This window comes from Pseudomonas sp. NPDC090755, assembly GCF_044769005.1.
Lineage (GTDB): Bacteria > Pseudomonadota > Gammaproteobacteria > Pseudomonadales > Pseudomonadaceae > Aquipseudomonas.
In genome coordinates, this window is the sequence record NZ_JBIVXC010000009.1 from 70,055 (window position 1) to 91,361 (window position 21,307).

Here is a 21,307-nt window from a genome sequence, read left to right on the forward strand (position 1 = left end):
CAGCGGCTACACCATCGGGCCAGTAACTCGGTGATCCACCGTAGCTGCCGGGCCAGTTTTACGACCGCTTTGCGGTCGATCGCAGGCTTCGCCAGCGCCCACAAGAGCCGACGATGATCGCCGTCATTCTGTGTAGCCGCTGCCGAGGCACGAGGCTGCGATCGACTGCGCAGCAGTCGCAACCCGGTCACCTCGTTGTAACTGACAGACTGAAATCGCCAGGTCTTACGGTCGCTTCGCGACCGATCGCAGCCTGGCGGCAGCGGCTACACCATCGGGCCAGTAACTCGGTGATTAGCTGCCGGGCCAGTTTTACGACCGCTTTGCGGTCGATCGCAAGCTTCGCCAGCGCCCACAAGAGCCGGCGATGGTCGCCGTCATTCTGTGTAGCCGCTGCCGAGGAACGAGGCTGCGATCGACTGCGCAGCAGTCGCAACCCGGTCACCTCGTTGTAACTGACAGACTGAAATCGCCAGGTTTTACGGTCGCTTCGCGACCGATCGCAGCCTGGCGGCAGCGGCTACACCATCGGGCAATCAAGACAGTAGCTCCCACAACGACCGTGACATGCCGAGCCTCCTTGTGGGAGCCGGCAGCGCCGGCGATGGCTTGGGCAGCGGCTACGGGGCCGCCAGTAACTCGGTGATCCATCGTACCTGCCGGGCCAGATCCTGCACTTTCTCTTCGGGCACCGCCTGCCGTGCCCGGGTGAAGTGGGTCTGGGTCCGCTGTTTCAGGCGCAGCCTGCGTTGCCATTTGACCAGGAAGGCTGGGCTGCGTGCCTGTATCAGCAGCGGGCCGAAGTACAGCTCCTTGTCGCTGTACGGCACCGGCCCGCTGCGCTCGGCGACGATGATTTCGTAGTCGAAGCGGTTTTCCCGCAGCACTTCTTCGCAGAGGATGCGGTAACCGTTGTCCATCAGCCATTGGCGCAAGGGCTGCTCGCCGCCATTGGGTTGCAGGATCAGGCGCTCCTGGCCGCTCAAGTGCGCCTTGCCGCTGTCGAGGATGTCGCGGATCGTCTCGCCGCCCATGCCGCACAGGCTGATCGCGCTAATCCCGTCGCCCGGCTCGATCGCCGCCAGGCCATTGGCCAGGCGCACGGTGATCTGCCCCTCCAGGCCCAGCTCGCGCACGGTACGTTCGGCCGAGCGAAACGGCGTCAGGGCCACCTCGCCAGCCACCGCCGCGCTGATCGCGCCACGGCGCATCAGCGCCACCGGCAGGTAGCCGTGATCCGAGCCGATATCGGCCAGGCGCGCACCGGCCGGGACATGCGCCGCCACGCGCTCCAGGCGCATGGACAATGTCTGTTCGTTCAACGGCAACCCCTTTTCACCACCAAGGTCCGGCACCTGTGGCCGGATCGGGGCGCGATTCTGTCGGGCATTGCCGGGCATTTCAACTTTATGCGACCGCAGTCACAGGACGAAAGGTACCGGTTGCCCCGGCTATCGCTCCAGCAGCGGTGCCAACAGGGCACACATGCCGCGCCAGTGCGAACCTTCCCAGTAGATCCGTTTGCAGCCGTCGCAGCGCAGGAAGCGCGAATAGAGCGCGCCCACCCGTGGCGGTACTTGCGGGCGGGCCAGTTCCGGGCTGATTTCGTGCAGCGCCAGGTTGCAATGAAGGCACAGGCTGAAGGGCCGCACGCTACGCGCAAGGTCGAGGCGCTCGAACACTTCGCGTAGCTGCAGTGAGGGTTTGAGGGCATGCACGTAACAGCCGTGGCTGATGATCCGGCGCTTGAGCAGTTCGCGGTCGCGGGTCAGTACGATGCGTCCATCGCGCGCTGCGATCCCGGCGATCTCGCCATCCTCGAAGCCATTGTCGTAGAGCGTGTCGAAGCCACTCATGCGCAGCAGGCTGGCCAGCCCGCCGAGGTGCGCGTCGGCGATGAAGCGCAGCACCCGTAAAGGTCGCAAGCGCACCTTCAGCAGCGGGCTGATGTCCAGCGCCTCGAACTTGGGGTACACCGCCAGGCGATCGCCGTCGAAGATCAACTGCTCGAAGCCCACCGACTCGTCGTTGAGCAGCACCAGCTCGACCTCGGTGTGCGGTATCCCGAGGGCCTCGATCATGTGCTTGACCGTCGCCCCCTGCGCGCACTCGCAGGTAAAGGACTGGCGCCGCCGTTCGGCCGGCAGGAAATCGTTGAGCTCCTCGTAGAAGCGGAAAGTGGCATGGGTCATGCCCAACAGTATGGCAGGGCGGCGGAATCGGCGAGTTCATCGAAGACGGCGTGGGGCAGCCATTCATCGGCCAGATCCCGCACCCGGAGCTGGCCACTAGACTTCATGGGGGGGACGAAATCAACGCACCTCAACTCAGGAGATCTGTGATGAACAGAACACCTTGGCTGGCGTTGGTAGTGGCGGTTGGGACAATTTCCGGTTGCGCAAGCACAGGCGAGATTGTCGATGTCCCCCTCAAGGCTACCCAGCAGAACGCAGAGCACATCGCCCGGGCCACCCTCAGCCCGGCAGGCAACCAGACCGGCATCCTGCTCACCGTCGGTGGCGTCCCGCACGACCTGGCCGTCCCCAGCCGGCTGGTCACTACCATCTACTCAGGTTCCTGCGAGCACATGAGCGCCCAACCGGCCTACCAGGCCCACCAGGCCAATAGTGTCGATTACCCCTCGATGGCCCCGCGCACCCGGCTCTGGGCCCAGGCGCCGGTGACGTTGGGCGAACTGAGCAAGGGTGACTATGCCTTGCTCGTCAGCACCAGCCCGGCCGACGGTAGCCGTCCGCTGTTCTGCGGCAAGATCAGCGCAGGCTGACCCGGGCACTCACGCGCTACGCAGCGGCTCGTCACTGGCCAGGGTGCGGTCGACCAGGCGAATGCTGTCGCGTCCGCCGCGCTTGGAATCGTAGAGCGCTGCATCGCCTTGCTCGATCAGGGCCGCCAGGCTCGCTGGCGGCTGGTCGAACAGGGTGGCGCCGATGCTCAGGGTCACTGCTTCAGGCGTGGTGAAGGCTTGCGCGGCCGCCTGCTGGAACTGCTCGCGCAGGGTGCCGCCCAGTGCGGTGATGCACGCGCTGGAGGTATTGCTCAGGAGGATGACAAACTCGTCACCCCCCAGTCGTGCTGCCAGCGCGCCTTCGGGCAGGTGCGAGCGGATCATTTCGCTCAGGGTAATCAGCAATCGGTCGCCGGCCAGGTGGCCATGCAGGTCGTTGACGCCCTTGAACCTGTCGATATCGATCAACAGCAGGGCGCCGGGCCGGGTAGGGGAGACGTCTTCCAGCAAGCGCGGTGCGCGCACTTCCAGGGCGCGGCGGTTGTACAGGGCCGTCAGCGGGTCGCGGGCGGCCAGGCGGGCGATGCGTTCCTCGCGGCGGTGACGCTCGGAGCCGGTCATCGACAGGGCGATCAGCATGATCGCCATGGTGCCCTCGACCAGGGAAATCTGGATGATCTGGCCCTGGAAGGCCGCCAGGTCAATCAGCGTGCCCGGCACCACGGCCACCAACGACTTGGCCAGGTAGAACAGCCCGTGGGCCAGCAGTACATAGCGCAGTTGCACCGCGCCGATGCTCAGCGACTTGCCATGGGGACGCAGCAGCAGGCTGGCCCTGAGGGTGAGCACAGCGACCAGCAGCGAGTTGGCCAGCAGCATGACCTTGGACCACCATTGGCCGTCGGGCAACAGCAGCAGGGCGAACCAGCTGGCGAACACCAGGTACCAGGCGCGGGACAGTCGCGTCTGGGTGAAGCGCGCAACGCCCATCAGGAACAGCCAGTGGGCCAGCACCAGCAGGCCGTTGGCGAACCAGATGCCGATCAGCAGCAGGCCGCTCATGCGCAGCAGGGCGAGTGTCGAGCCGACGCTGATGGTGGCAAAGCCTGCGCTCCAGTACAGCAGTGAAGATTCACGGATGCTGCGCCACTCGATCGCCAGGTACAGCCCGGCGGCGGCTGCCAGGGCGATCGAGAGGGTCAGCATCGTAGGAGGGTCGAGCGCCATGGCCAGTCTGTTTTGTGGAAAAGGGACTCGATTGTAAGCGTTCGCGGCGTGTTTTTCCGAGTCCCTCAGGCGCCTGCGGTCACTCCTGGCCCTGGCGCAAGCGGGTACTGATCAGTGCCGCCAGCACAAGCAGCGAGGCAATCACCCACAGGCCGTTGCGGGTGCTGCCGGTGGTCTGCTCGATCAGGCCCATCACCGACGGCCCGACGAAGCCGCCGAGCAGGCCGCAGGTGGTGACGAAGGCCAGTCCCGCCGCCAGGGCGTTGCCGCTCAGGCGGCTGGAGGGGAAGACGAAGATGACCGACTGCACCACGAACAGCATCAACGCGGTCATCGAGAAACCGATCAGGCCGACGAACGAGTTGGACATCGAAGCCACCAGCAGCCCGGCGGCCATGGTCAGCAGGCCGAAGAACAGCAGGGTGCGGCACCGGCCCGGCGTGGTGGCCAGGCGCGGCAGGGTCGCGGCGCCGAGTGCCGCGGCGATCCACGGCACCGAGGTCAGCAGGCCGATCTGCAAAGGCGACAACGCGCCATAGGTGCCGATGATGCCGGGCAGGAAGAAGATCACGGTGTAGATGGTGATCTGATGGACGAAGTACACCGCGATCGCCAGCCAGATCTGCCGGTCGCGGAACATCTGCCCCAGACGGCTTTGCTGCGGCGCGGCAGCGCGTTCGACGTTCAGGCGACGCTCGATGTCCTGGACCTGGGCAGGCGACAGCCAGGGCGCAGAGGCGGGTCCGTCCGGCAGCTTTTTCCACACCACGTAGGCCAGGGCCACGGCCGGCAGGCCTTCGATGACGAACAGCCACTGCCAGCCATGCCAGCCCAGTACGCCATCCATTTCCAGCAGGGCCCCGCCCAGCGGGCCGCTGAGGATGTTGGCCAGGCACACGCCGAGCAGGAAGTAGCCGGTGGCGCGGGCACGCTGTTCGCGGTCGAACCAGTAGGTCAGGTAGAGCATCACGCCAGGGAACAGGCCGGCCTCGGCCACCCCGAGCAGCAGGCGCATGATGTAGAACGAGGTCTCGCCCTGGACGAAGGCCATGCCCGCCGAGAGTAGACCCCAGGTGATCATGATGCGGGTGATCCAGAAGCGCGCGCCGACCCGGTGCATGATCAGGTTGCTCGGCACTTCGGCCAGCGCGTAGGTGAGGAAGAACAGCCCTGCGCCCAGGCCGTAGGCGGCCGCCGACAGGCCCAGGTCGATGCCCATGCTGGCCTTGGCCAGGGCGATGTTGGTGCGGTCCAGGAAGCTCATCACATAGACCACGATGAGCAACGGCATCAGCTTGCGCAGCAGCAGGCCGTTGAGGCGTTGTTCGCTGGCGACGGCAGGCGCGGCAGCCGCTGTCGCGGTGTTGAGGATTGTCATTGTTGTTTCCCCGTTCAATGGTTCTGGCAGGTGCCGCGCACAGGGCGGCACCCACGGGCAGGTCGTCAGCCGCGGCGGATATCCAGCCACACCGCGCCGTCGGGGTACTGGTAGCGCTCCAGGGTATCGGCGCGCATTTCGATGCTGTAGCCCGGGCGCTGTGGCGGCATGTAGCGACCGCGACGGATCACCACCGGGTCGAGGAAGTGTTCATGCAGGTGGTCGACGTACTCCAGCACGCGGTTGTGCAGCGACGCCGAGACGGCGATGTAGTCGAACAGGGCGATGTTCTGCACATACTCGCACAGGCCCACGCCGCCGCCATGGGGGCAGACCGGCACGTCGTACTTGGCGGCCATCAGCAGCACGATCAGCACCTCGTTCAGCCCGCCCAGGCGGGCGGCGTCAAGCTGGCAGAAATCCAGGGCGCCGGCCTGGAACATCTGCTTGAACATCACCCGGTTGTGGCAGTGCTCGCCGGTGGCCACGCCGATCGGCGCGATGCGCTGGCGGATGGCGGCGTGGCCGAGGATGTCGTCGGGACTGGTCGGCTCTTCGATCCACAGCGGCTCGAAGGCGGCCAGGCGGCGCATGTTTTCTACCGCTTGATCGACGCTCCAGACCTGGTTGGCGTCCATCATCAGGGTGTGTTCCCAGCCCATTTCCTCGCGCAGGATGCGCGCGCGGCGAATGTCGTCTTCCAGGTTGGCGCCGATCTTCTGCTTGATGTGGGTCCAGCCGTCGGCGATCGCTTCACGGGCCAACTGGCGCATTTTCTCTTCGCTGTAGCCCAGCCAGCCGGGTGCGGTGGTGTAGCCAGGGTAGCCTTCGCGCAGCATCTGCGCCTCGCGCTGGGCCTTGCCCGGGGCCTGGCGGCGCAGCAGGGCGATGGCTTCTTCGGGGGTGAGCACGTCGGTGATGTAGCTGAAGTCCAGGCAGCGCACCAGTTGCTCGGGCGTCATGTCGGCCAGCAGTTTCCACACCGGCTTGCCTTCGTGCTTGGCCCATAGGTCCCACACGGCATTGACGATGGCGGCGGTGGCCAGGTGGATCACGCCTTTTTCCGGGCCGAGCCAGCGCAGCTGGCTGTCACCGACGGTGAAGGTGTGCCAGAAGGCGCCCATGTCGGCGACGATCTCTTCCAGGGTCAGGCCGACGATCATCGGCGCCAGCGATTGCACCGCGGCCACGCAGATCTCGTTGCCGCGGCCGATGGTGAAGGTCAGGCCATGGCCTTCCAGGCCGGCAGCATCGGTGTGCAGCACCACGTAGGAGGCCGAATAGTCCGGGGCGCTGTTCATGGCGTCGGAGCCGTCCAGCGACAGCGAAGTGGGGAAGCGGATGTCGCGAACACTCAGGTGGGTAATGCGTATGCTCATGGCGGGCTCTTGTTGGGGTGACCTCTGGGAGCCCTGACTGTAGGTTGTCGAGCGATACAGGCATAATCGCCAAATCCTAAGCAGGTATATCGGAATTGATATGTCGTTGAGTCCGCACGATCCGCCGCAGGTGCCCCGCAATTTGGGCGCGCTGAAGATCTCCAGCCGCCAGATCACCCTGCTCAATGCCCTGGGCGAGTTCGGCAACCTGCGCCGCGCCGCAGCGGCCATGCACACCACGCAGCCGGCGGCGAGCCTGTTGCTGCAGCAACTGGAGGACCGTCTCGGTGTGCGCCTGTTCGAGCGCTTGCCCCGGGGCATGCAACCGACGCTCTATGGCGAGGTGATGATCCGCTACGCCCAGGGCGCGCTGCACGAGTTCGAGCACGCCCAGGCGCAGATCGCCGAACTTGCCCGGGGTGCCTCGGGGCTGGTGCGGGTCGGCAGCGTCATGGGGCCGGTGCCGGGCCTGCTGACCCGCGCCGTGCTGGCCTACAAGCGCGACCATCCCAAGGTGCGCATCTCCCTGGAGGTCGGCACCAGCGACACCTTGCTGCCTTCGCTGCTGCGCGGGGATTTCGACGTGGTGGTGGGGCGCCTGCCGGACCAGGGTGACAGCCAGGACCTGAACATCGAACTGCTCGACAGCAACGAGCCGATGCGCGTGGTGGCCCGTGCCGATCACCCGCTGGCGGCAGCCCCGGCGCTGGCGCTGGCCGACCTGGTCGAGCTGACCTGGATCTTGCACCCCATCGGCAGCCCCATGCGCCGCCGGGTCGAGAGCGCCCTTCAGGCAGGCGGCATGGTGCAGTCGCTGGACATCGTCGAGACCGCCTCGATCCTTGCCACCACGGCCATGCTCGAAGCCTCGGACATGATTGCGGTGGTACCCAACGATGTGGCCGAGCATTATGCGCGCTACGCCATGGTTGCCATCCTGCCGGTGGAGCTGCCGATCTCGATGGTCAACCTGGGCCTGCTGACCTTGCGTTCGCGGCCCCGCTCGGTGGCCCTGGACACCTTGCTTGATTACCTGCGGGCGCAATAGCCATGGACTTTCATCTTCAAGAGGCCGCCTGCTGATGCCGTCGGACATTACCCATTCCAGTTTCTGCAACTGGATCCGCTTCAAGCACCTGGTGCTGATCGACACCCTGGCGCGCACCCGCAACATGCACGCCACCGCCACGCGGATGAACCTCAGCCAACCGGCCCTGAGCAAGATGCTGCGTGACCTGGAGGAGCAGTTCGGCTTCGCCCTGTTCGAGCGACTGCCACGCAGCATGCCGCCCACCGAGCTGGGTGAGTACGTGGTGCGCTACGCCCAGGGGGCGCTGGCCGATTCGCAGCAGTTCGTCGACCAGGTCAACCGGCTGCGCAAGGGCGGCCATGGTTCCATCCGCGTCGGCGGGATCTTCGCCGCCACCGCCGTGGTGCTGCCCCAGGCCATCGCTGCGATCAAGGCGCGCAGCCCGTTGCTGTCGATCGAAGTAGTGGAACACTCCAGCGACCACCTGCTGGCGATGATGGAGCAGAACAAGCTCGACCTGATGATCGGCCGCTTTACCGAGGAACGCTTCAGCCAGCAGTTCGACTTCCAGGCGCTGGAGCCTGAACCCTTCAGCCTGGTGGTCAACCGCGAGCATCCGTTGAACCAGCTCGAGTGCACGCCGCTTGAGGCCCTGGGCGACTGGCCGTGGGTGCTGTACCCGCTGGGCACGCCGATTCGCGAGCGCCTGGAGCAGGCCTTCCGGGTCGCCGGCATCGCCACGCCCGCCGACAGCATCGATACCATCTCCATGCCGATGTTCCTGCAACTGCTGCAGTCGGGGCCGATGATCGCCATGTTGCCGCGCTCGATGGTCGCCGCCCAGCTCGCCAGCGGCCAGTTCAGGGAGCTGCAGACCCCCTTGCACCTGGCGCCACTGGAGTACGGCATCATCACCCGCAAGGACGAGCCGCCCACCGGTTCTGCCCGGGATTTCGTGGAGATCCTGCTCGATTTCGCCCGCCAGCGCCGTGCCGGGGAGGGCGGGGCAAGCGATTGATAAACGCGGGTTGTTAAGCGGTAGCGATAACTTCAGGTTATCGCGTGATCGGATCATCTCATTGGGAATGTTGCGCCTGGCTCCTTAGAGTTATCGCAGATTCGCCCGGCAAGCACGGGCGTGGCCATAACAAGACGTCAGCCGCACCGCCCTGAGAGGTCCCATGCAACTGATTGCCAGCACCCTTACCTGCGACCCTGCCGTGATCCGCCTCAACCCCCTGGACAACGTCGTGATCGCACGGCAGGCGCTGCCCGAAGGCCTGCACCTGGAAGTCGAAGCCGTCACCGTTCGCCAGCCGGTTCCCTCGGGGCACAAGGTCGCCACCCAGCGCGTCGAGCAGGGCCAGCCGCTACGCCGCTACGGGCAGATCATCGGCTTCGCCTCCCAGGCCATCGAAGCGGGCGAGCACGTGCATGTGCACAACGTACAGATGGGCGACTTTGCCCGTGACTATGCCTTTGGCGTCGATGCTGTAGGAGCGGGCTTGCCCCGCGATGGCGGGGTGTCGGTCATATCACCCTCGCGGGGCAAGCCCGCTCCTACCGGGTCTGCGTCGGGGCAGGCCAGCGAAGCGCTGTTCCAGGGCATCGTGCGCGCCGATGGCCGGGTCGCCACCCGCAACTATGTCGGCATCCTCACCTCGGTGAACTGCTCGGCGACCGTGGCCCGGGCCGTGGCCGACCACTTTCGCCGGGACATCCACCCCGAGGCACTGGCCGCCTACCCGAACATCGACGGCGTGGTGGCGCTGACCCACGGTGCCGGTTGCGCCGTCGACCCCAGTGGCGAAGCCCTGGGCCTGTTGCGCCGCACCCTGGCCGGCTATGCCGTGCACCCCAACTTCGCCGCCGTGTTGATCATCGGCCTTGGCTGCGAAACCAACCAGATCGAAAGCCTGCTGCACAGCCAGGGTCTTCAGGCGGGGGATCAACTGCGCGCCTTCACCATCCAGGGCGTGGGCGGTACCTCCAGGACCATCGCCAGCGGCATCGAACAGGTCAAGGCGCTGCTGCCCGGGGCCAACCAGGTCAAGCGCGAGCCGGTCAGTGCCCGCCACCTGGTGGTCGGCCTGCAATGCGGCGGCTCCGATGGCTACTCGGGCATTACCGCCAACCCGGCACTGGGCAATGCCGTCGACCGCCTGGTGGCGGCCGGTGGCACCGCGATCCTCTCGGAAACCCCGGAGATCTATGGCGCCGAGCACTTGCTGACCCGTCGCGCCGTCAGCCGCGAGGTGGGCGAGAAACTCATCGCCCGAATCCACTGGTGGGAAGACTACTGCCAGCGCATGAACGCCGAACTGAACAACAACCCCTCGGCCGGCAACAAGGCCGGTGGCCTGACCACCATCCTGGAAAAATCCCTGGGCGCGGTGGCCAAGGCCGGCTCCAGCAATCTGGTGGATGTCTACCAGTACGCCGAAGCCGTGCGCGCTCAGGGCCTGGTGTTCATGGACACCCCCGGCTACGACCCGGTCTCGGCCACCGGGCAAGTCGCAGGCGGCGCCAACCTGATTGCCTTCACCACGGGCCGTGGCTCGGCCTACGGCTGCGCCCCGGCGCCGTCGATAAAGCTTGCGACCAACAACCGGGTGTTCGAGCACCAGGAAGAGGACATGGACGTCAACTGCGGCGGCATCGCCGACGGCTCCACCAGCATTGAGGAACGTGGCGCCTACATCTTCGAACAAATGCTGCGCATCGCCTCGGGCGAGCGCAGCAAGAGCGAACAGCACGGCTATGGGCAGAACGAGTTCGTGCCCTGGCAGATCGGTGCCGTGACCTGATTGACAGCCCTGCAACCTTCTTGAGGCGAAACGCATATGCACCCTAGCGGATACAACTTCATTGCCGGCCAGCGCAGCGCCCTGGGCGACACCCTGGTCTACAGCGTTGACGCCCACACCGGCGAGCGCCTGCCCGGCGCCTTCCACCAGGCCACCCTGGCCGAGGTCGATAACGCCGTGGCCGCTGCCAGCGCCGCATTCGCGCTGTATCGCAACCTGCCAGCGGCACGCCGTGCCGCGTTTCTCGACGCCATCGCCGACGAGCTTGATGCCTTGGGCGACGACTTCATCGCCTTGACCTGCCAGGAAACCGCACTGCCCAGCGCCCGTATCCAGGGCGAGCGCGGTCGCACCAGCGCTCAGATGCGCCTGTTCGCCCAGGTGCTGCGCCGGGGTGACTTCTACGGGGCACGTATTGACCGGCCACTGCCGACGCGCACGCCGCTGCCGCGCCCGGACCTGCGCCAGTACCGCATCGGTGTCGGCCCGGTGGCGGTGTTCGGCGCCAGCAACTTCCCCCTGGCGTTCTCCACGGCTGGCGGTGATACCGCCGCCGCCCTGGCCGCCGGTTGCCCGGTGGTGTTCAAGGCCCACAGCGGCCACATGGCCACCGCCGAGCGGGTGGCCGAGGCGCTGATCCGCGCCGCCGAGCGTACCGGTATGCCGGCCGGGGTGTTCAACATGATCTTCGGTGGCGGCGTCGGCGAGGCGTTGGTCAAGCACCCGGGCATCCAGGCGGTGGGCTTTACCGGTTCGCTCAAGGGCGGTCGCGCGCTGTGCGACATGGCTGCGGCCCGGCCGCAACCGATCCCGGTGTTCGCCGAGATGTCGAGCATCAACCCGGTGATCGTGCTGCCCCAGGCCCTGGCCAGTCGTGGTGTGCACATGGCCAGGGAGCTGACTGCCTCGGTGGTGCAGGGCTGCGGCCAGTTCTGCACCAATCCCGGCCTGGTCCTGGGCATCCGCTCGCCAGCCTTTAGCGCCTTCATCGAACACCTGACCGGTTACATGGCCGAGCAGGCGCCGCAGACCATGCTCAATGCCGGCACCTTGAACAGCTACAGCCATGGCGTACAGGCGCTGCTGGCGCATCCGCGCATCAAGCACCTGGGCGGCCTGGCGCAGCAGGGCAACCAGGCCCAGCCGCAACTGTTCGAAGCCGATGTCAGCCTGCTGCTGGAACAGGACGAGCTGCTCCAGGAAGAAGTCTTCGGCCCGTGCACGGTAGTGGTACAGGTGAAGGACGAGGCCGAACTGCTGCGCGCCGTTGCGGCCCTGCGCGGCCAGCTCACCGCCACGCTGCTGGCCGACGAGCAGGACCTGGCGGCATTCGGGCAACTGTTCGGCGTGCTGGAAGTGAAGGTCGGCCGGGTGCTGCTCAACGGCTACCCGACCGGTGTCGAGGTGTGCGATGCCATGGTCCACGGCGGCCCGTACCCGGCCACCTCCGATGCTCGTGGCACCTCGGTCGGCACCCTGGCCATCGACCGCTTCCTGCGCCCGGTGTGCTACCAGAACGTGCCTGATGCCTTGCTGCCCGAAGCCCTGCAGAACGCCAACCCGCTGGGTATCCAACGCCTGGTCGATGGCACATTCAGCAACGCGGCCTTGAGCTGATCACGGAGCCACTGGCATGACAGACGTCAAACGCTACGACGCCCTCCGGCTCGCCGCCCACGTCGAGCAGTTGTTCGAAGCCGCCGGGGCCGATGCCGAGGTCGCCCGGGTGGTGACCCGGGTGCTGCTCGAAGGCGAGCTGCTGGGGCATCGCACCCACGGCCTGAACCTGGTCAGCCGCTACATCGGCGGCATGCTGGCCGGGCAGGTCAAGGCCAGCGCCGGGCTGCTCGAACAGGTCTCGAACAACGGCATCTCGGCCCTGTTCGACGGCCACTACGTGCTCGGCCCGTATTGCGTCAGCCGCGCCCTGGACTGCGCGGCCAAAGGGGCGACGGAGCAGGGCATCGGCATCGCCGTGGTGCGCCGCGCCGCGCATATCGGTTGCCTGGCCGCCTACCTCAAGCCCTTCACCGACCGTGGCCTGCTGGCCATGGTCTATTCCTCCGACCCGTCGGTGGGGCTGGTGTGTGCCCACGGCGGCATCGACCCGGTCTACACACCCAACCCGATTGCCGCCGGCATTCCGACCTGCGGCGAGCCGATCCTGCTGGATGTGAGCATGTCCACGGTCACCCTGGGCCTGCTCGGCCAGTGCCGTGATGCCGGCAGCACCCTGGCGCATCCGGTGCTGGTGAGCAACGACGGGCGGCTGAGCAATGATCCCCGTGACTTCTTCACCACCCCGCCGGGCAGCATCCTGCCCCTGGGCGGCCAGGCCTTCGGTCACAAGGGCTTCGCCCTGGCGATCCTGGTCGAGGCCCTGACCTCGGGCCTGGCCGGCCATGGGCGCAAGGATGCCCCAGACCAGTGGGGCGCCTCGGCCACCACGGTGGTCATCGACCCACGCTTCTTCGGCGGGCTGGAGGCCTTCACGGCTGAAAGCAGCTTCCTCGGCCAGCTGATCCTGGCCAGCCGCCCGCTCGACCCCGAGCGCCCGGTGCGCCTGCCCGGCCAGGCCGGCCTGCGGCTGCGCGAGCGAGCCCTGCGTGAGGGCGTGAGCCTGGCGCATAGCGTGGTCGAGTCACTGGACCAGATCGCCGGGCAGTTGCAGCAGCCCACTCTTTCGCAATGACCGACCCTTACCATAGGCGTGCAGACATGACAAAACACTCGAACAACAACGCACCGTTGCAACTGGACCAGAACGCCGCCGTGCTCAACACCGGCAGTTGGGTCGGACGGGTCTGGCTGCCAGGGCAGGGGCCGGCAGTGGTGCTGGTCAAGGCCGGTGCCGTGCACGATATCAGCGCCCATGTGGCGACTGTCTCGGCCCTGCTGGAAGTGGCTGACCCGGTGGCGTACCTGCGCTCGCTGCCGCTGGGCGAGGCCCTGATCGAACTGCCTGCCTTGCTGGACAACAGCGACCCGAACCGACGCGATCAATCCTTGCCCTGGCTGCTGGCGCCGATCGACCTGCAGGCGGTCAAGGCGGCGGGTGTGACCTTCGCCGCCAGCCTGCTGGAGCGGGTGGTCGAGGAACAGGCCAAGGGCGACCCGGCCAAGGCCGAGGCGATCCGCGACACCCTGGCCCAGCGCATCGGCGCCGACCTCTCGCAGATCGTCCCGGGTTCGGCCCAGGCCCAAGCCCTGCGCAAGGTCCTGATAGAGCAGGGCCTGTGGTCGCAGTACCTGGAAGTGGGCATCGGCCCGGACGCCGAAGTCTTCACCAAGGCTCAGCCGTTGTCGGCGGTCGGTCATGGCGCCGACATCGGCATTCACCCCAAGTCGAGCTGGAACAACCCGGAGCCTGAAGTGGTGCTGGCGGTGTCGAGCAACGGCACCATCCATGGCGCCATGCTCGGTAACGACGTCAACCTGCGCGACTTCGAAGGCCGCAGTGCCTTGCTGCTGTCCAAGGCCAAGGACAACAACGCCTCGACCGCGCTCGGGCCGCTGCTGCGCCTGTTCGACGAGACCTTCAGCCTGGACGATGTGCGTAACGCCGAGGTGGACCTGCGCGTCGAAGGGCAGGACGGTTTCATCCTCCAGGGCCGCAGCTCCATGCGCCAGATCAGCCGCGACCCGGCTGACCTGGTCCGCCAGACCCTCAACGAAAACCATCAGTACCCCGACGGCCTGGTGCTGTTTCTCGGTACCCTGTTCGCCCCCAAGCAGGACCGCGACCAACCGGGCAGTGGCTTCACTCACAAAGCGGGCGACCTGGTGGCGATCAGCAACGCGCAACTGGGCACCTTGAGCAACCGCGTCACGACCAGCGACCAGGCGCCGCAGTGGGACTTCGGCCTGCGCGCACTGATCGAGAGCCTCGGCCGGCGTGGCCTGCTCGACGCCGCCGTGACCGCGCGCCAGCCCTGATTGTCTGCATTACCCAAGGAAGAGCCGGTAACCGGTGAAGGATCGCCCGGGCATTGCAACCGCTGCAAAAATAATAATAAGGGCCATCAGATGAACACACTGAAGAAGTATCAAAGCATCACGGTTGTCTTCCTGCTGTTGATTGGCATCATCAACTACCTGGACCGTAGCGCGCTGTCGATCGCCAACACCTCGATCCAGAAGGACATGGCGATCAGCCCGTCGCAGATGGGTATCCTGCTGTCGGCGTTCTCCATCGCCTACGCGTTCGCCCAGTTGCCCATGGGGATGATCATCGACCGCCTGGGCAGCAAGATCGCCCTGGGTGCGTCGCTGATGGCCTGGTCGGTGGCCCAGGCGACCTTCGGCATGGTCAACAGCTTTGCCGGCTTCATGGGCTTGCGGGTGCTGCTGGGGATCGGCGAGGCGCCCATGTTCCCCTCGGCGGCCAAGGCCCTGTCCGAGTGGTTCGATGCCAATGAACGCGGCACGCCCACGGGCATCGTCTGGTCCTCGACGTGCCTGGGCCCATGCCTGGCGCCGCCCTTGCTGACCTTGTTCATGGTCAACTTCGGCTGGCGCGGGATGTTCATCATCACCGGGGTGCTCGGCATCGTCCTGGCCCTGTGCTGGCTGACGTTCTACAAGAGCAAGGCGCGTTACCTGGCCGAGCTTGCGGCCGAGGGCAAACCCTTGCCGGGCGAACACAAGGCCCAGGTGCAGGCGGCCAACCCGCCGGCAGCGAAGGGCTCGTACTTCGCCGGCTGGCTCGACCTGTTCAAGCACCGCAGCACCTGGGGCGCGGTACTGGGCTTCATGGGTGTGATCTACATGCTCTGGCTGCACCTGACCTGGCTGCCTGGCTACTTCGAGCGCGAGCACGGGTTGAACCTGTACAAGACCGCCTGGGTCGTATCGCTGGCCTACGGTTTTGGCGCGGTGGGCACCATTGTCGCCGGGCGCTTCTGCGACCTGCTGGTGCGCCGGGGCATGAGTATCCTGGCCAGCCGCAAGTTCAGCGTGATCACCGGCCTGGTGCTGGCGGCGCTGTTCACCTTGCCGCTGTCGTTCGTCACCGGCCTGACCGGCTGCATCATCCTGCTGTGCCTGGCGCTGTTCAGCATCAACATGGCCAGCGCCACCGCCTGGATGATCGTCAACACCATCGTCGACAGCCGCCGGGTGGCCTCGTTCGGCTCGATTCAGAACTTTGGCGGCTACATTGCCGGTTCCGTCGCACCGATCGTCACCGGCTTCAGCATCCAGTACTCGGGGTCGTTCAATACTGCGTTCATGATCAGCGCGATTGTTGCCCTGTGCTCGGCCGTGGCCTACTTCCTGCTGCTCAAGGCACCGATCGGCAACAGCCAGCCTGCGCCTGAGGCGATGACGGCGGTGACCGAGTAACCCAGGGGGCGGGCATTCGACCTGCCCCTGGCGCCTGAATCTCTGCTATGCCTAATAGGTTGAAGCCTTGGTGTCAGGCGTGGTTGGCGAGGCATGAACACACCTGTATGGCTGCCGCCCGCCTGTGGCCTCGGCGCCCTGCAGGTGGGCGTGGCGAAGGGTGCCGAGCCTGACCGGGAGGTGCCCCATGCTGTACATCATTCACTGGACCATCGCCACGGAAAACCGCAACGCCGCCATGGTCCGCTTCAATCAGACCGGCGGTGCTCCACCTGCTGGTCTGAAGATCCTTGGTCGCTGGCATGCCGTCGGCAGTAGCCAGGGCTTTGGCGTGGTCGAGGCCGATAACGTGAACCTGGTGTTCCAAATGGTGCTGGAATGGAGCGATCTGATGAACGTGCAGGTCTTTCCAGCGGTCACTGACGAACACCTGGCGCCGTTGCTCAAGGCGGCTGTTAACCGGATGAGTGTTTGAGTTATTCCGCTCCGTTGCGCAGCAGTCGCAATCGGGTCGATGCGTGGGGGCCGGTGTTGCGGCCGCTACGCGCCCGATCGCAGCCTGGCGGCAGCGGCTACAGTGGTCCGCTGTCGGGATTGGTGTAGCCGCTGCCGAGGTACGAGGCTGCGATCGACTGCCTGTAGGAGCGGGCTTGCCCCGCGATGCGTCGCAACGTTCAATCGCGGGGCAAGTCGGCCGCTACGGGCCCCGGGTAACCAGCGTTTTAGGCGCATAGAGCGCACTCTGGAACTCAGGCACGTACTCGTATTTCACCATTTTCCCAAGCTTCAACGCGCGGATGTAGCTCGACAGGCTGCCGTCGCCCAGGACCAGCGTCGCCGAGGCCTCGTCCATGCTGGAAGTGTGGCTGAGTTGGCGAGAGACGGCATAGCCATAGGTCAGCCGGTCGTTGTGGTCCAGGTTGGTGAAACTGTTGGTCACCAGGCCGACTTCACTGGAAAGGTCGGTAAGTTTCTTCCCCATGAAGCTCACATCGACCTTGCCCGTCCGGCTGTCCAGGATGTCATAGGACACCGACCCCTCAGCTTCCCGGCGGTTGATACCCGTCAGCCATTTCGGCAGGTTGTAGCCCACAACGCCACGGACCCTCGCCAGCTCGGTATTGACCGGCAGTTTGAGCACATAGCCCCAGAAGTCCTTCGACATCGACTGGCCGATCAGCGAGACGGGGCCGAGATTGGCGTTGCCGGGTGTGTTGGTGACGATCGACAGGGCCACTTCGTTGTAGCTGTCATTGTCGCAGTAGTCATAGGTGTAGGCGGTGAAGGCCACCAGCCCCCGGCCTGGCCAGACCTGCAGCGGCTGGACCTTGTCCAGCACCGGGGCAGGGATCAGCGCCCGGAGCCGATCCAGGTCCGCGGTGTAGACCGCCGTTATCCGGCTGTTCCTGTAGTAGAAATTCGGCGAATACGATTCGAAACCGATGTCGACCTTGTGCTTCTCCAGTCCCTCGAACCAACTCAGGTCAATACCTGGAGACTCGGCTGCAATCACCGACAGGGGTGGGTTGGAGCGATAACGGTCGTACAGGCCGCCCTTGAGCACTGGCACCTGATGACCGGCGATGTCGATCAGCGTGCTGTCGGCAGGGCCGGGCATGCCTGCGGCGTGTGCGAAGGGGGGCAGGAGCATTCCTGTCATTACGGCGGCGCTTGCGAAATTCACGTTGTACGCTCTCCAGAGGGTGGGCTGCGGTCAGGGATCTTTAGCTTGCCGAGGCCTACCCTAAGGTTAAAGTCAACTTTAATGTCAAGCGTCCGTCGGCGACCTTCAGGAGCCCTTGCCGTCCCCCACCATGCTCGGGCTATGATCAGGCCAAAAGAACCGGACGTTCTGGCCTATGCCCGTTGACCTGCAAACGCTGTACCCCAAACTGATCCACCTGATGCTGGACACGGTGTTCGTGGTCGACAGGGATAACCAGATTGTGTTCGTGAGCGATGCCTGTGAGGCGCTGCTCGGCTACCGTGCCGAGGAGCTGACCGGCACCCCGATCACCGACTACATCCACCCCGACGACCTGGCGGTCACGCGGGCCTCCATCGTCCGGGTGATGAATGGTCAATCCCACGTCGATTTTCGCAACCGCTATGTCCGCAAGGATGGCGGCGTCGTCTACATCCTCTGGGCGGCCTTCTGGTCCGAAGAGGTGGGGGCGCGCATCGGTGTCGCGCGTGACGTGACGGCCCTGCGGCAGGCCGAGGAGGAGTTGCGCTTCCTGGCCCACCATGACCCGCTGACAGGCCTGACCAACCGCTTACTGTTCAATGATCGGCTGGGCTCGGCGTTGCGAGCGGCGCACCGGCACACCCATACGCTGGCGCTGCTGTTTCTGGATATCAATGACTTCAAGGGCATCAATGATGTCCATGGCCATGCGGCGGGCGATCGGGTGCTCTGTGCGATTGCCCGACGGCTGGAAAGCTGCGTACGCGAGACGGATACGGTGGCGCGGATGGGCGGCGATGAATTCACGGTGCTATTGACCGATGTCCCGTCGCAGGAGGCCGTGGCCGAGAAGGTGGCGCAGATCCTCGCGGCCATGGCCGAACCCCTGGGCGCCGAGTTCGGCGCGATCAACATGCCGTCCTGCAGTATCGGCGTGGCCCTGTATCCCGCGGACGGGGAGGACGCCGATACGCTGCTCAGCCATGCCGATGACGATATGTACCGGATCAAAAGGCAGCGTTGTGCAGTGGGGTGATGCACGCTGCAGGGCATCTTTGACATAGCGGTATCAAAATCTTAATGGGGCAACCACTCGCCCCGACTCGGGTCGTGCCTGCTCGTCACCTCGTCCTGCCCGGGGCAACACTTACTTCGCCAATTCAGATTCAAGTATCGGAAACTCTGGATGGTAGATTTTTTTTTGCTGTTTCTATACTGGCCCCATTCTGAAGTTCAAATACTCAGGGGGCAATAACAACTAGAATGCTACACGTCGAATCGGAACAAGTATACGGGTGTATGGCTTGCTCTGGTTTTGAGCATCTGTAATTTGCTTAGTTGAATAATAAGAACGGCGCTCGATTCAGTCCGAATGCGTGGGCGCTACAACATCTTCTATAGCTATTAATCAGAGCCTGAAAAATGAACTTCTACGAAATCATCGGCTATGACCGTGACGGAACTGTTCGTGAGCTTGATACCGCGCTAAACAAGGGGACCCTGACCACAAGGGATGTGACGTTTTCAGCACTTGGTTTCAATGCCCCCGGCTGGATTGCAGCCTCCTCGATGTCGATTCTTTACTCAATATCGGGCCACCATGCGCCGCTGGCCATATTGATTGCTTACTTCTTTCCCATGCTGGTCATGGCGTTCTGCATGATTTCCCTCACTCGCCAGGCACCGTCGGCTGGTGGGGTCTTTACATTCACATCGCGTTTTCTCCATACCCGCGTCGGGACCATCCTCGGCTGGGCATACGCTGTTGCCTGCACGGCAGTAATGGCCATGTGTGCAATTATCGGAACCGAATACATTCAGGCGTTGTTCCCGGCCCTGGCGAGTCCGCTCAACGCCAAACTGATTGGCACAGCGATGGTGCTGACGTTCCTGGCCATCTCCTGCAAGGGGGTCAATGCCACGGCCAAGATAGCCAGTGTTTTCCTGATTTTCGAGATCAGTGTGGTCGCCGGGCTCGGGCTGATGGGCATCATCGACCCTCAGGTTCCTGACCTGTCGCTTGTCTCCATGTATACGCCATCAGGGCTGGAGGGCTGGTCGGTCATCGGGCCAGGCGTGCTGTTCGGCGTGTGGATGCTGGCCAACTTCGACTCTGCGATCAACTACATCGAGGAGTCGCGGACCCCCGTTCGAACGATTCAACGCTCCATGTTGCTGGTGCTGACGTCCGCCTTCGTGATCTACACCCTTGCGGCTATCGGCTGGCAGTATGCCGTGCCGGTGGAGAAACTGGCGGCCATTATCGAGGACGGCAACGGTGGGCCAATCGCAGCGGTGGCGAACGTCTACTTGCCACCGGCCCTGGCCTGGATTGCCTTGTTCGTCGTGATTACTTCGGCCTGCGCCGGCTTGCAGATTTCTTCGAGTGCGGCTGCCCGCACGCTGTATCGAATGAGTGAGGAAGGGCACCTGCCGCAAGCCCTCAGTGTCGTTAACAAGGCAAAGTCGCCATGGCTCTCCAGCGTGATCGTCTCGGCCGTTGCCATTGCACTGCTGTGGTGGAAACCGCTGGATAAAATCTCCTGGTACTACGATGTCGTGACCATCACGCTGGTGATGTCCTATATGGCCGCTATCGCCGCCTTTATTGTCATGACGTTCCGCCGCCAGCGTCCGGGTATCGCGCTGGTACTGTCGTTGCCTGCGGCACTCGCCATGCTTGTCCTGGGATACATCGGTTATACCGCCGGTGCCAATCCGGTATCGCCAGAAGATCAATACACCGCCTGGTACCTTGGCGCGCTCACGATACTGTCCGGTGTACTGATTCTGGTATGGCAATCGCGTGTTTCCAGAAAGCCGGTACTTTCCAAGTTTCAACAATCCTGATTTCCACGCGCGACGTTCATTCAACAATAACGGGAGAACCTATGAAGCGTGTTGTCGTTATCACCGGCGCAGGAAAGGGCATAGGGCTAGCCATTGCCAAGCGCTTTGCTGCAAGTGGCGATCATCTGGTCCTCAACTACTTCGACGACAAGGATCAACTGGACGCCGTCATACGCATTGCCCAGGACAACGGCGGCGACGGGATCACCGTTCAAGCCGATGTCAGTCAACCCGAAGCCGCGGCCGGCATCATCGAGCAAGCGCAGCGCCGCTACGGCAGGGTCGATGTACTGGTCAACAATGCCGGGAGACTGGTCTCGGCAACGGTCGAGCAAACCACCTGGGCGCAGTGGGAGCAGATGATCAGTACCAATCTCGGCGGGACCTGGGCCTGCATGCAGGCGGTCTTGCCGGGCATGCTGGCACGTGGTCAGGGGCGGATCATCAACATCAGTTCCGAGTTGGGACTCATTGGATTTGCGACTTATGCCGCGTACTGCGCCTCCAAGGGCGGGGTCATCGCGCTGACCAAAGCGGTGGCCAAGGAAGTTGCCCCACGCGGCGTACTGGTGAATTCAGTGGCACCGGGGCCGATCGAAACCGACATGTTGGTCAACGACACCATCGAATACAACGACGAGACGCGCGCGACTATCCCGTTGAAGCGCTTCGGAAAGCCCGACGAAATTGCAGCCATGGTCGAAGCGCTGGCAGGGCCGGCGGGAGATTACATGGTGGGGCAGGTGGTCAGTCCCAATGGCGGGGCGGCGATCTAGCTGGATGTCTGGCTACTTCAATCCCATGCAGCCATGAGTCAAGCCGTCCATTAAGTGGCTCTTATTCTACTAATAAAAAGGATA

General features: G+C 64.5%; 18 protein-coding genes. 12 read left to right on the plus strand and 6 right to left on the minus strand.

The window, feature by feature from the left end:
• Positions 1–620: 620 nt before the first annotated feature.
• Together ACIQUS_RS15005 and ACIQUS_RS15010 are read right to left on the minus strand one after the other, a co-directional pair.
• On the minus strand, positions 621–1,322 hold the full coding sequence (locus tag ACIQUS_RS15005; protein ID WP_403048115.1) for a tRNA (adenine(22)-N(1))-methyltransferase: 702 nt from the start codon (positions 1,320–1,322) through the stop codon (positions 621–623).
• 129 nt (positions 1,323–1,451) lie between these two features.
• Entirely contained in the window at positions 1,452–2,192 is a 741-nt protein-coding gene (locus tag ACIQUS_RS15010) for a Mut7-C RNAse domain-containing protein (protein WP_403048116.1), read from the minus strand.
• A gap of 149 nt (positions 2,193–2,341) precedes the next feature.
• Here ACIQUS_RS15010 and ACIQUS_RS15015 point away from each other — a divergent pair, with 149 nt between their 5' ends.
• Positions 2,342–2,785 (plus strand): hypothetical protein, encoded by a 444-nt coding sequence (locus ACIQUS_RS15015; protein ID WP_403048117.1) that lies wholly within the window; start codon positions 2,342–2,344, stop codon positions 2,783–2,785.
• A gap of 9 nt (positions 2,786–2,794) precedes the next feature.
• Here the strand turns inward: ACIQUS_RS15015 and ACIQUS_RS15020 are convergent, their stop codons facing one another.
• From ACIQUS_RS15020 to ACIQUS_RS15030, 3 genes are all read right to left on the minus strand, one after another.
• Positions 2,795–3,973 carry a GGDEF domain-containing protein gene (locus ACIQUS_RS15020; protein WP_403048118.1) on the minus strand — a complete coding sequence of 393 codons (1,179 nt, stop codon included), beginning with the start codon at positions 3,971–3,973 and terminating at the stop codon, positions 2,795–2,797.
• Positions 3,974–4,052: 79 nt separating this feature from the next.
• Complete coding sequence (locus tag ACIQUS_RS15025; protein ID WP_403048119.1) at positions 4,053–5,351, minus strand: MFS transporter; 1,299 nt, start codon at positions 5,349–5,351, stop codon at positions 4,053–4,055.
• A gap of 65 nt (positions 5,352–5,416) precedes the next feature.
• Positions 5,417–6,730: an L-fuconate dehydratase gene (locus ACIQUS_RS15030; RefSeq protein WP_403048120.1), complete on the minus strand. Its 1,314-nt coding sequence runs from the start codon at positions 6,728–6,730 to the stop codon at positions 5,417–5,419.
• Between the two features lie 130 nt (positions 6,731–6,860).
• Here ACIQUS_RS15030 and ACIQUS_RS15035 point away from each other — a divergent pair, with 130 nt between their 5' ends.
• The 8 genes from ACIQUS_RS15035 (at position 6,861) to ACIQUS_RS15070 (ending at position 16,385) form a co-directional block, all read left to right on the plus strand.
• Complete coding sequence (locus tag ACIQUS_RS15035) at positions 6,861–7,778, plus strand: LysR family transcriptional regulator (protein WP_403048121.1); 918 nt, start codon at positions 6,861–6,863, stop codon at positions 7,776–7,778.
• 34 nt (positions 7,779–7,812) lie between these two features.
• The gene (locus ACIQUS_RS15040) at positions 7,813–8,778 is read left to right on the plus strand and encodes a LysR family transcriptional regulator (RefSeq protein WP_403048122.1); all 966 of its coding nucleotides are present in this window, start codon (positions 7,813–7,815) and stop codon (positions 8,776–8,778) included.
• 163 nt (positions 8,779–8,941) lie between these two features.
• A complete protein-coding gene (locus ACIQUS_RS15045; protein WP_403048123.1) occupies positions 8,942–10,567 on the plus strand; it encodes a UxaA family hydrolase in 1,626 nt (541 codons plus the stop codon).
• Between the two features lie 36 nt (positions 10,568–10,603).
• Positions 10,604–12,184 (plus strand): aldehyde dehydrogenase (NADP(+)), encoded by a 1,581-nt coding sequence (locus tag ACIQUS_RS15050; RefSeq protein WP_403048124.1) that lies wholly within the window; start codon positions 10,604–10,606, stop codon positions 12,182–12,184.
• A 16-nt stretch (positions 12,185–12,200) separates the two neighbouring features.
• On the plus strand, positions 12,201–13,259 hold the full coding sequence (locus tag ACIQUS_RS15055) for an Ldh family oxidoreductase (RefSeq protein WP_403048125.1): 1,059 nt from the start codon (positions 12,201–12,203) through the stop codon (positions 13,257–13,259).
• A gap of 26 nt (positions 13,260–13,285) precedes the next feature.
• Positions 13,286–14,503 (plus strand): fumarylacetoacetate hydrolase family protein, encoded by a 1,218-nt coding sequence (locus ACIQUS_RS15060; protein WP_403048126.1) that lies wholly within the window; start codon positions 13,286–13,288, stop codon positions 14,501–14,503.
• A 90-nt stretch (positions 14,504–14,593) separates the two neighbouring features.
• Complete coding sequence (locus ACIQUS_RS15065) at positions 14,594–15,910, plus strand: MFS transporter (protein WP_403048127.1); 1,317 nt, start codon at positions 14,594–14,596, stop codon at positions 15,908–15,910.
• Positions 15,911–16,097: 187 nt separating this feature from the next.
• Positions 16,098–16,385: a DUF3303 domain-containing protein gene (locus ACIQUS_RS15070; RefSeq protein ID WP_403048128.1), complete on the plus strand. Its 288-nt coding sequence runs from the start codon at positions 16,098–16,100 to the stop codon at positions 16,383–16,385.
• 222 nt (positions 16,386–16,607) lie between these two features.
• On the opposite strand, the gene ACIQUS_RS15075 is transcribed toward ACIQUS_RS15070, so the two are convergent.
• Entirely contained in the window at positions 16,608–17,528 is a 921-nt protein-coding gene (locus tag ACIQUS_RS15075) for an acetoacetate decarboxylase (ADC) (RefSeq protein WP_403048255.1), read from the minus strand.
• Between the two features lie 241 nt (positions 17,529–17,769).
• Between ACIQUS_RS15075 and ACIQUS_RS15080 the strand changes: the two genes are divergently transcribed.
• The 3 genes from ACIQUS_RS15080 (at position 17,770) to ACIQUS_RS15090 (ending at position 21,223) form a co-directional block, all read left to right on the plus strand.
• The gene (locus tag ACIQUS_RS15080; RefSeq protein WP_403048129.1) at positions 17,770–18,633 is read left to right on the plus strand and encodes a diguanylate cyclase domain-containing protein; all 864 of its coding nucleotides are present in this window, start codon (positions 17,770–17,772) and stop codon (positions 18,631–18,633) included.
• Positions 18,634–19,019: 386 nt separating this feature from the next.
• Complete coding sequence (locus ACIQUS_RS15085; RefSeq protein ID WP_403048130.1) at positions 19,020–20,447, plus strand: APC family permease; 1,428 nt, start codon at positions 19,020–19,022, stop codon at positions 20,445–20,447.
• A 41-nt stretch (positions 20,448–20,488) separates the two neighbouring features.
• Positions 20,489–21,223 carry an SDR family NAD(P)-dependent oxidoreductase gene (locus ACIQUS_RS15090; protein WP_403048131.1) on the plus strand — a complete coding sequence of 245 codons (735 nt, stop codon included), beginning with the start codon at positions 20,489–20,491 and terminating at the stop codon, positions 21,221–21,223.
• Positions 21,224–21,307 lie beyond the last annotated feature (84 nt).

Excerpts from the sequence above, each read along its gene's own strand:
- ACIQUS_RS15010 (WP_403048116.1), bottom strand. The coding sequence starts at position 2,192 with ATGACCCATGCCACTTTCCGCTTCTACGAGGAGCTCAACGATTTCCTG.
- ACIQUS_RS15015 (WP_403048117.1), top strand. The coding sequence starts at position 2,342 with ATGAACAGAACACCTTGGCTGGCGTTGGTAGTGGCGGTTGGGACAATT.
- ACIQUS_RS15020 (WP_403048118.1), bottom strand. The coding sequence starts at position 3,973 with ATGGCGCTCGACCCTCCTACGATGCTGACCCTCTCGATCGCCCTGGCA.
- ACIQUS_RS15025 (WP_403048119.1), bottom strand. The coding sequence starts at position 5,351 with ATGACAATCCTCAACACCGCGACAGCGGCTGCCGCGCCTGCCGTCGCC.
- ACIQUS_RS15030 (WP_403048120.1), bottom strand. The coding sequence starts at position 6,730 with ATGAGCATACGCATTACCCACCTGAGTGTTCGCGACATCCGCTTCCCC.
- ACIQUS_RS15040 (WP_403048122.1), top strand. The coding sequence starts at position 7,813 with ATGCCGTCGGACATTACCCATTCCAGTTTCTGCAACTGGATCCGCTTC.
- ACIQUS_RS15045 (WP_403048123.1), top strand. The coding sequence starts at position 8,942 with ATGCAACTGATTGCCAGCACCCTTACCTGCGACCCTGCCGTGATCCGC.
- ACIQUS_RS15050 (WP_403048124.1), top strand. The coding sequence starts at position 10,604 with ATGCACCCTAGCGGATACAACTTCATTGCCGGCCAGCGCAGCGCCCTG.
- ACIQUS_RS15055 (WP_403048125.1), top strand. The coding sequence starts at position 12,201 with ATGACAGACGTCAAACGCTACGACGCCCTCCGGCTCGCCGCCCACGTC.
- ACIQUS_RS15060 (WP_403048126.1), top strand. The coding sequence starts at position 13,286 with ATGACAAAACACTCGAACAACAACGCACCGTTGCAACTGGACCAGAAC.
- ACIQUS_RS15065 (WP_403048127.1), top strand. The coding sequence starts at position 14,594 with ATGAACACACTGAAGAAGTATCAAAGCATCACGGTTGTCTTCCTGCTG.
- ACIQUS_RS15070 (WP_403048128.1), top strand. The coding sequence starts at position 16,098 with ATGCTGTACATCATTCACTGGACCATCGCCACGGAAAACCGCAACGCC.
- ACIQUS_RS15075 (WP_403048255.1), bottom strand. The coding sequence starts at position 17,528 with ATGCCCGGCCCTGCCGACAGCACGCTGATCGACATCGCCGGTCATCAG.
- ACIQUS_RS15080 (WP_403048129.1), top strand. The coding sequence starts at position 17,770 with ATGCCCGTTGACCTGCAAACGCTGTACCCCAAACTGATCCACCTGATG.
- ACIQUS_RS15085 (WP_403048130.1), top strand. The coding sequence starts at position 19,020 with ATGAACTTCTACGAAATCATCGGCTATGACCGTGACGGAACTGTTCGT.
- ACIQUS_RS15090 (WP_403048131.1), top strand. The coding sequence starts at position 20,489 with ATGAAGCGTGTTGTCGTTATCACCGGCGCAGGAAAGGGCATAGGGCTA.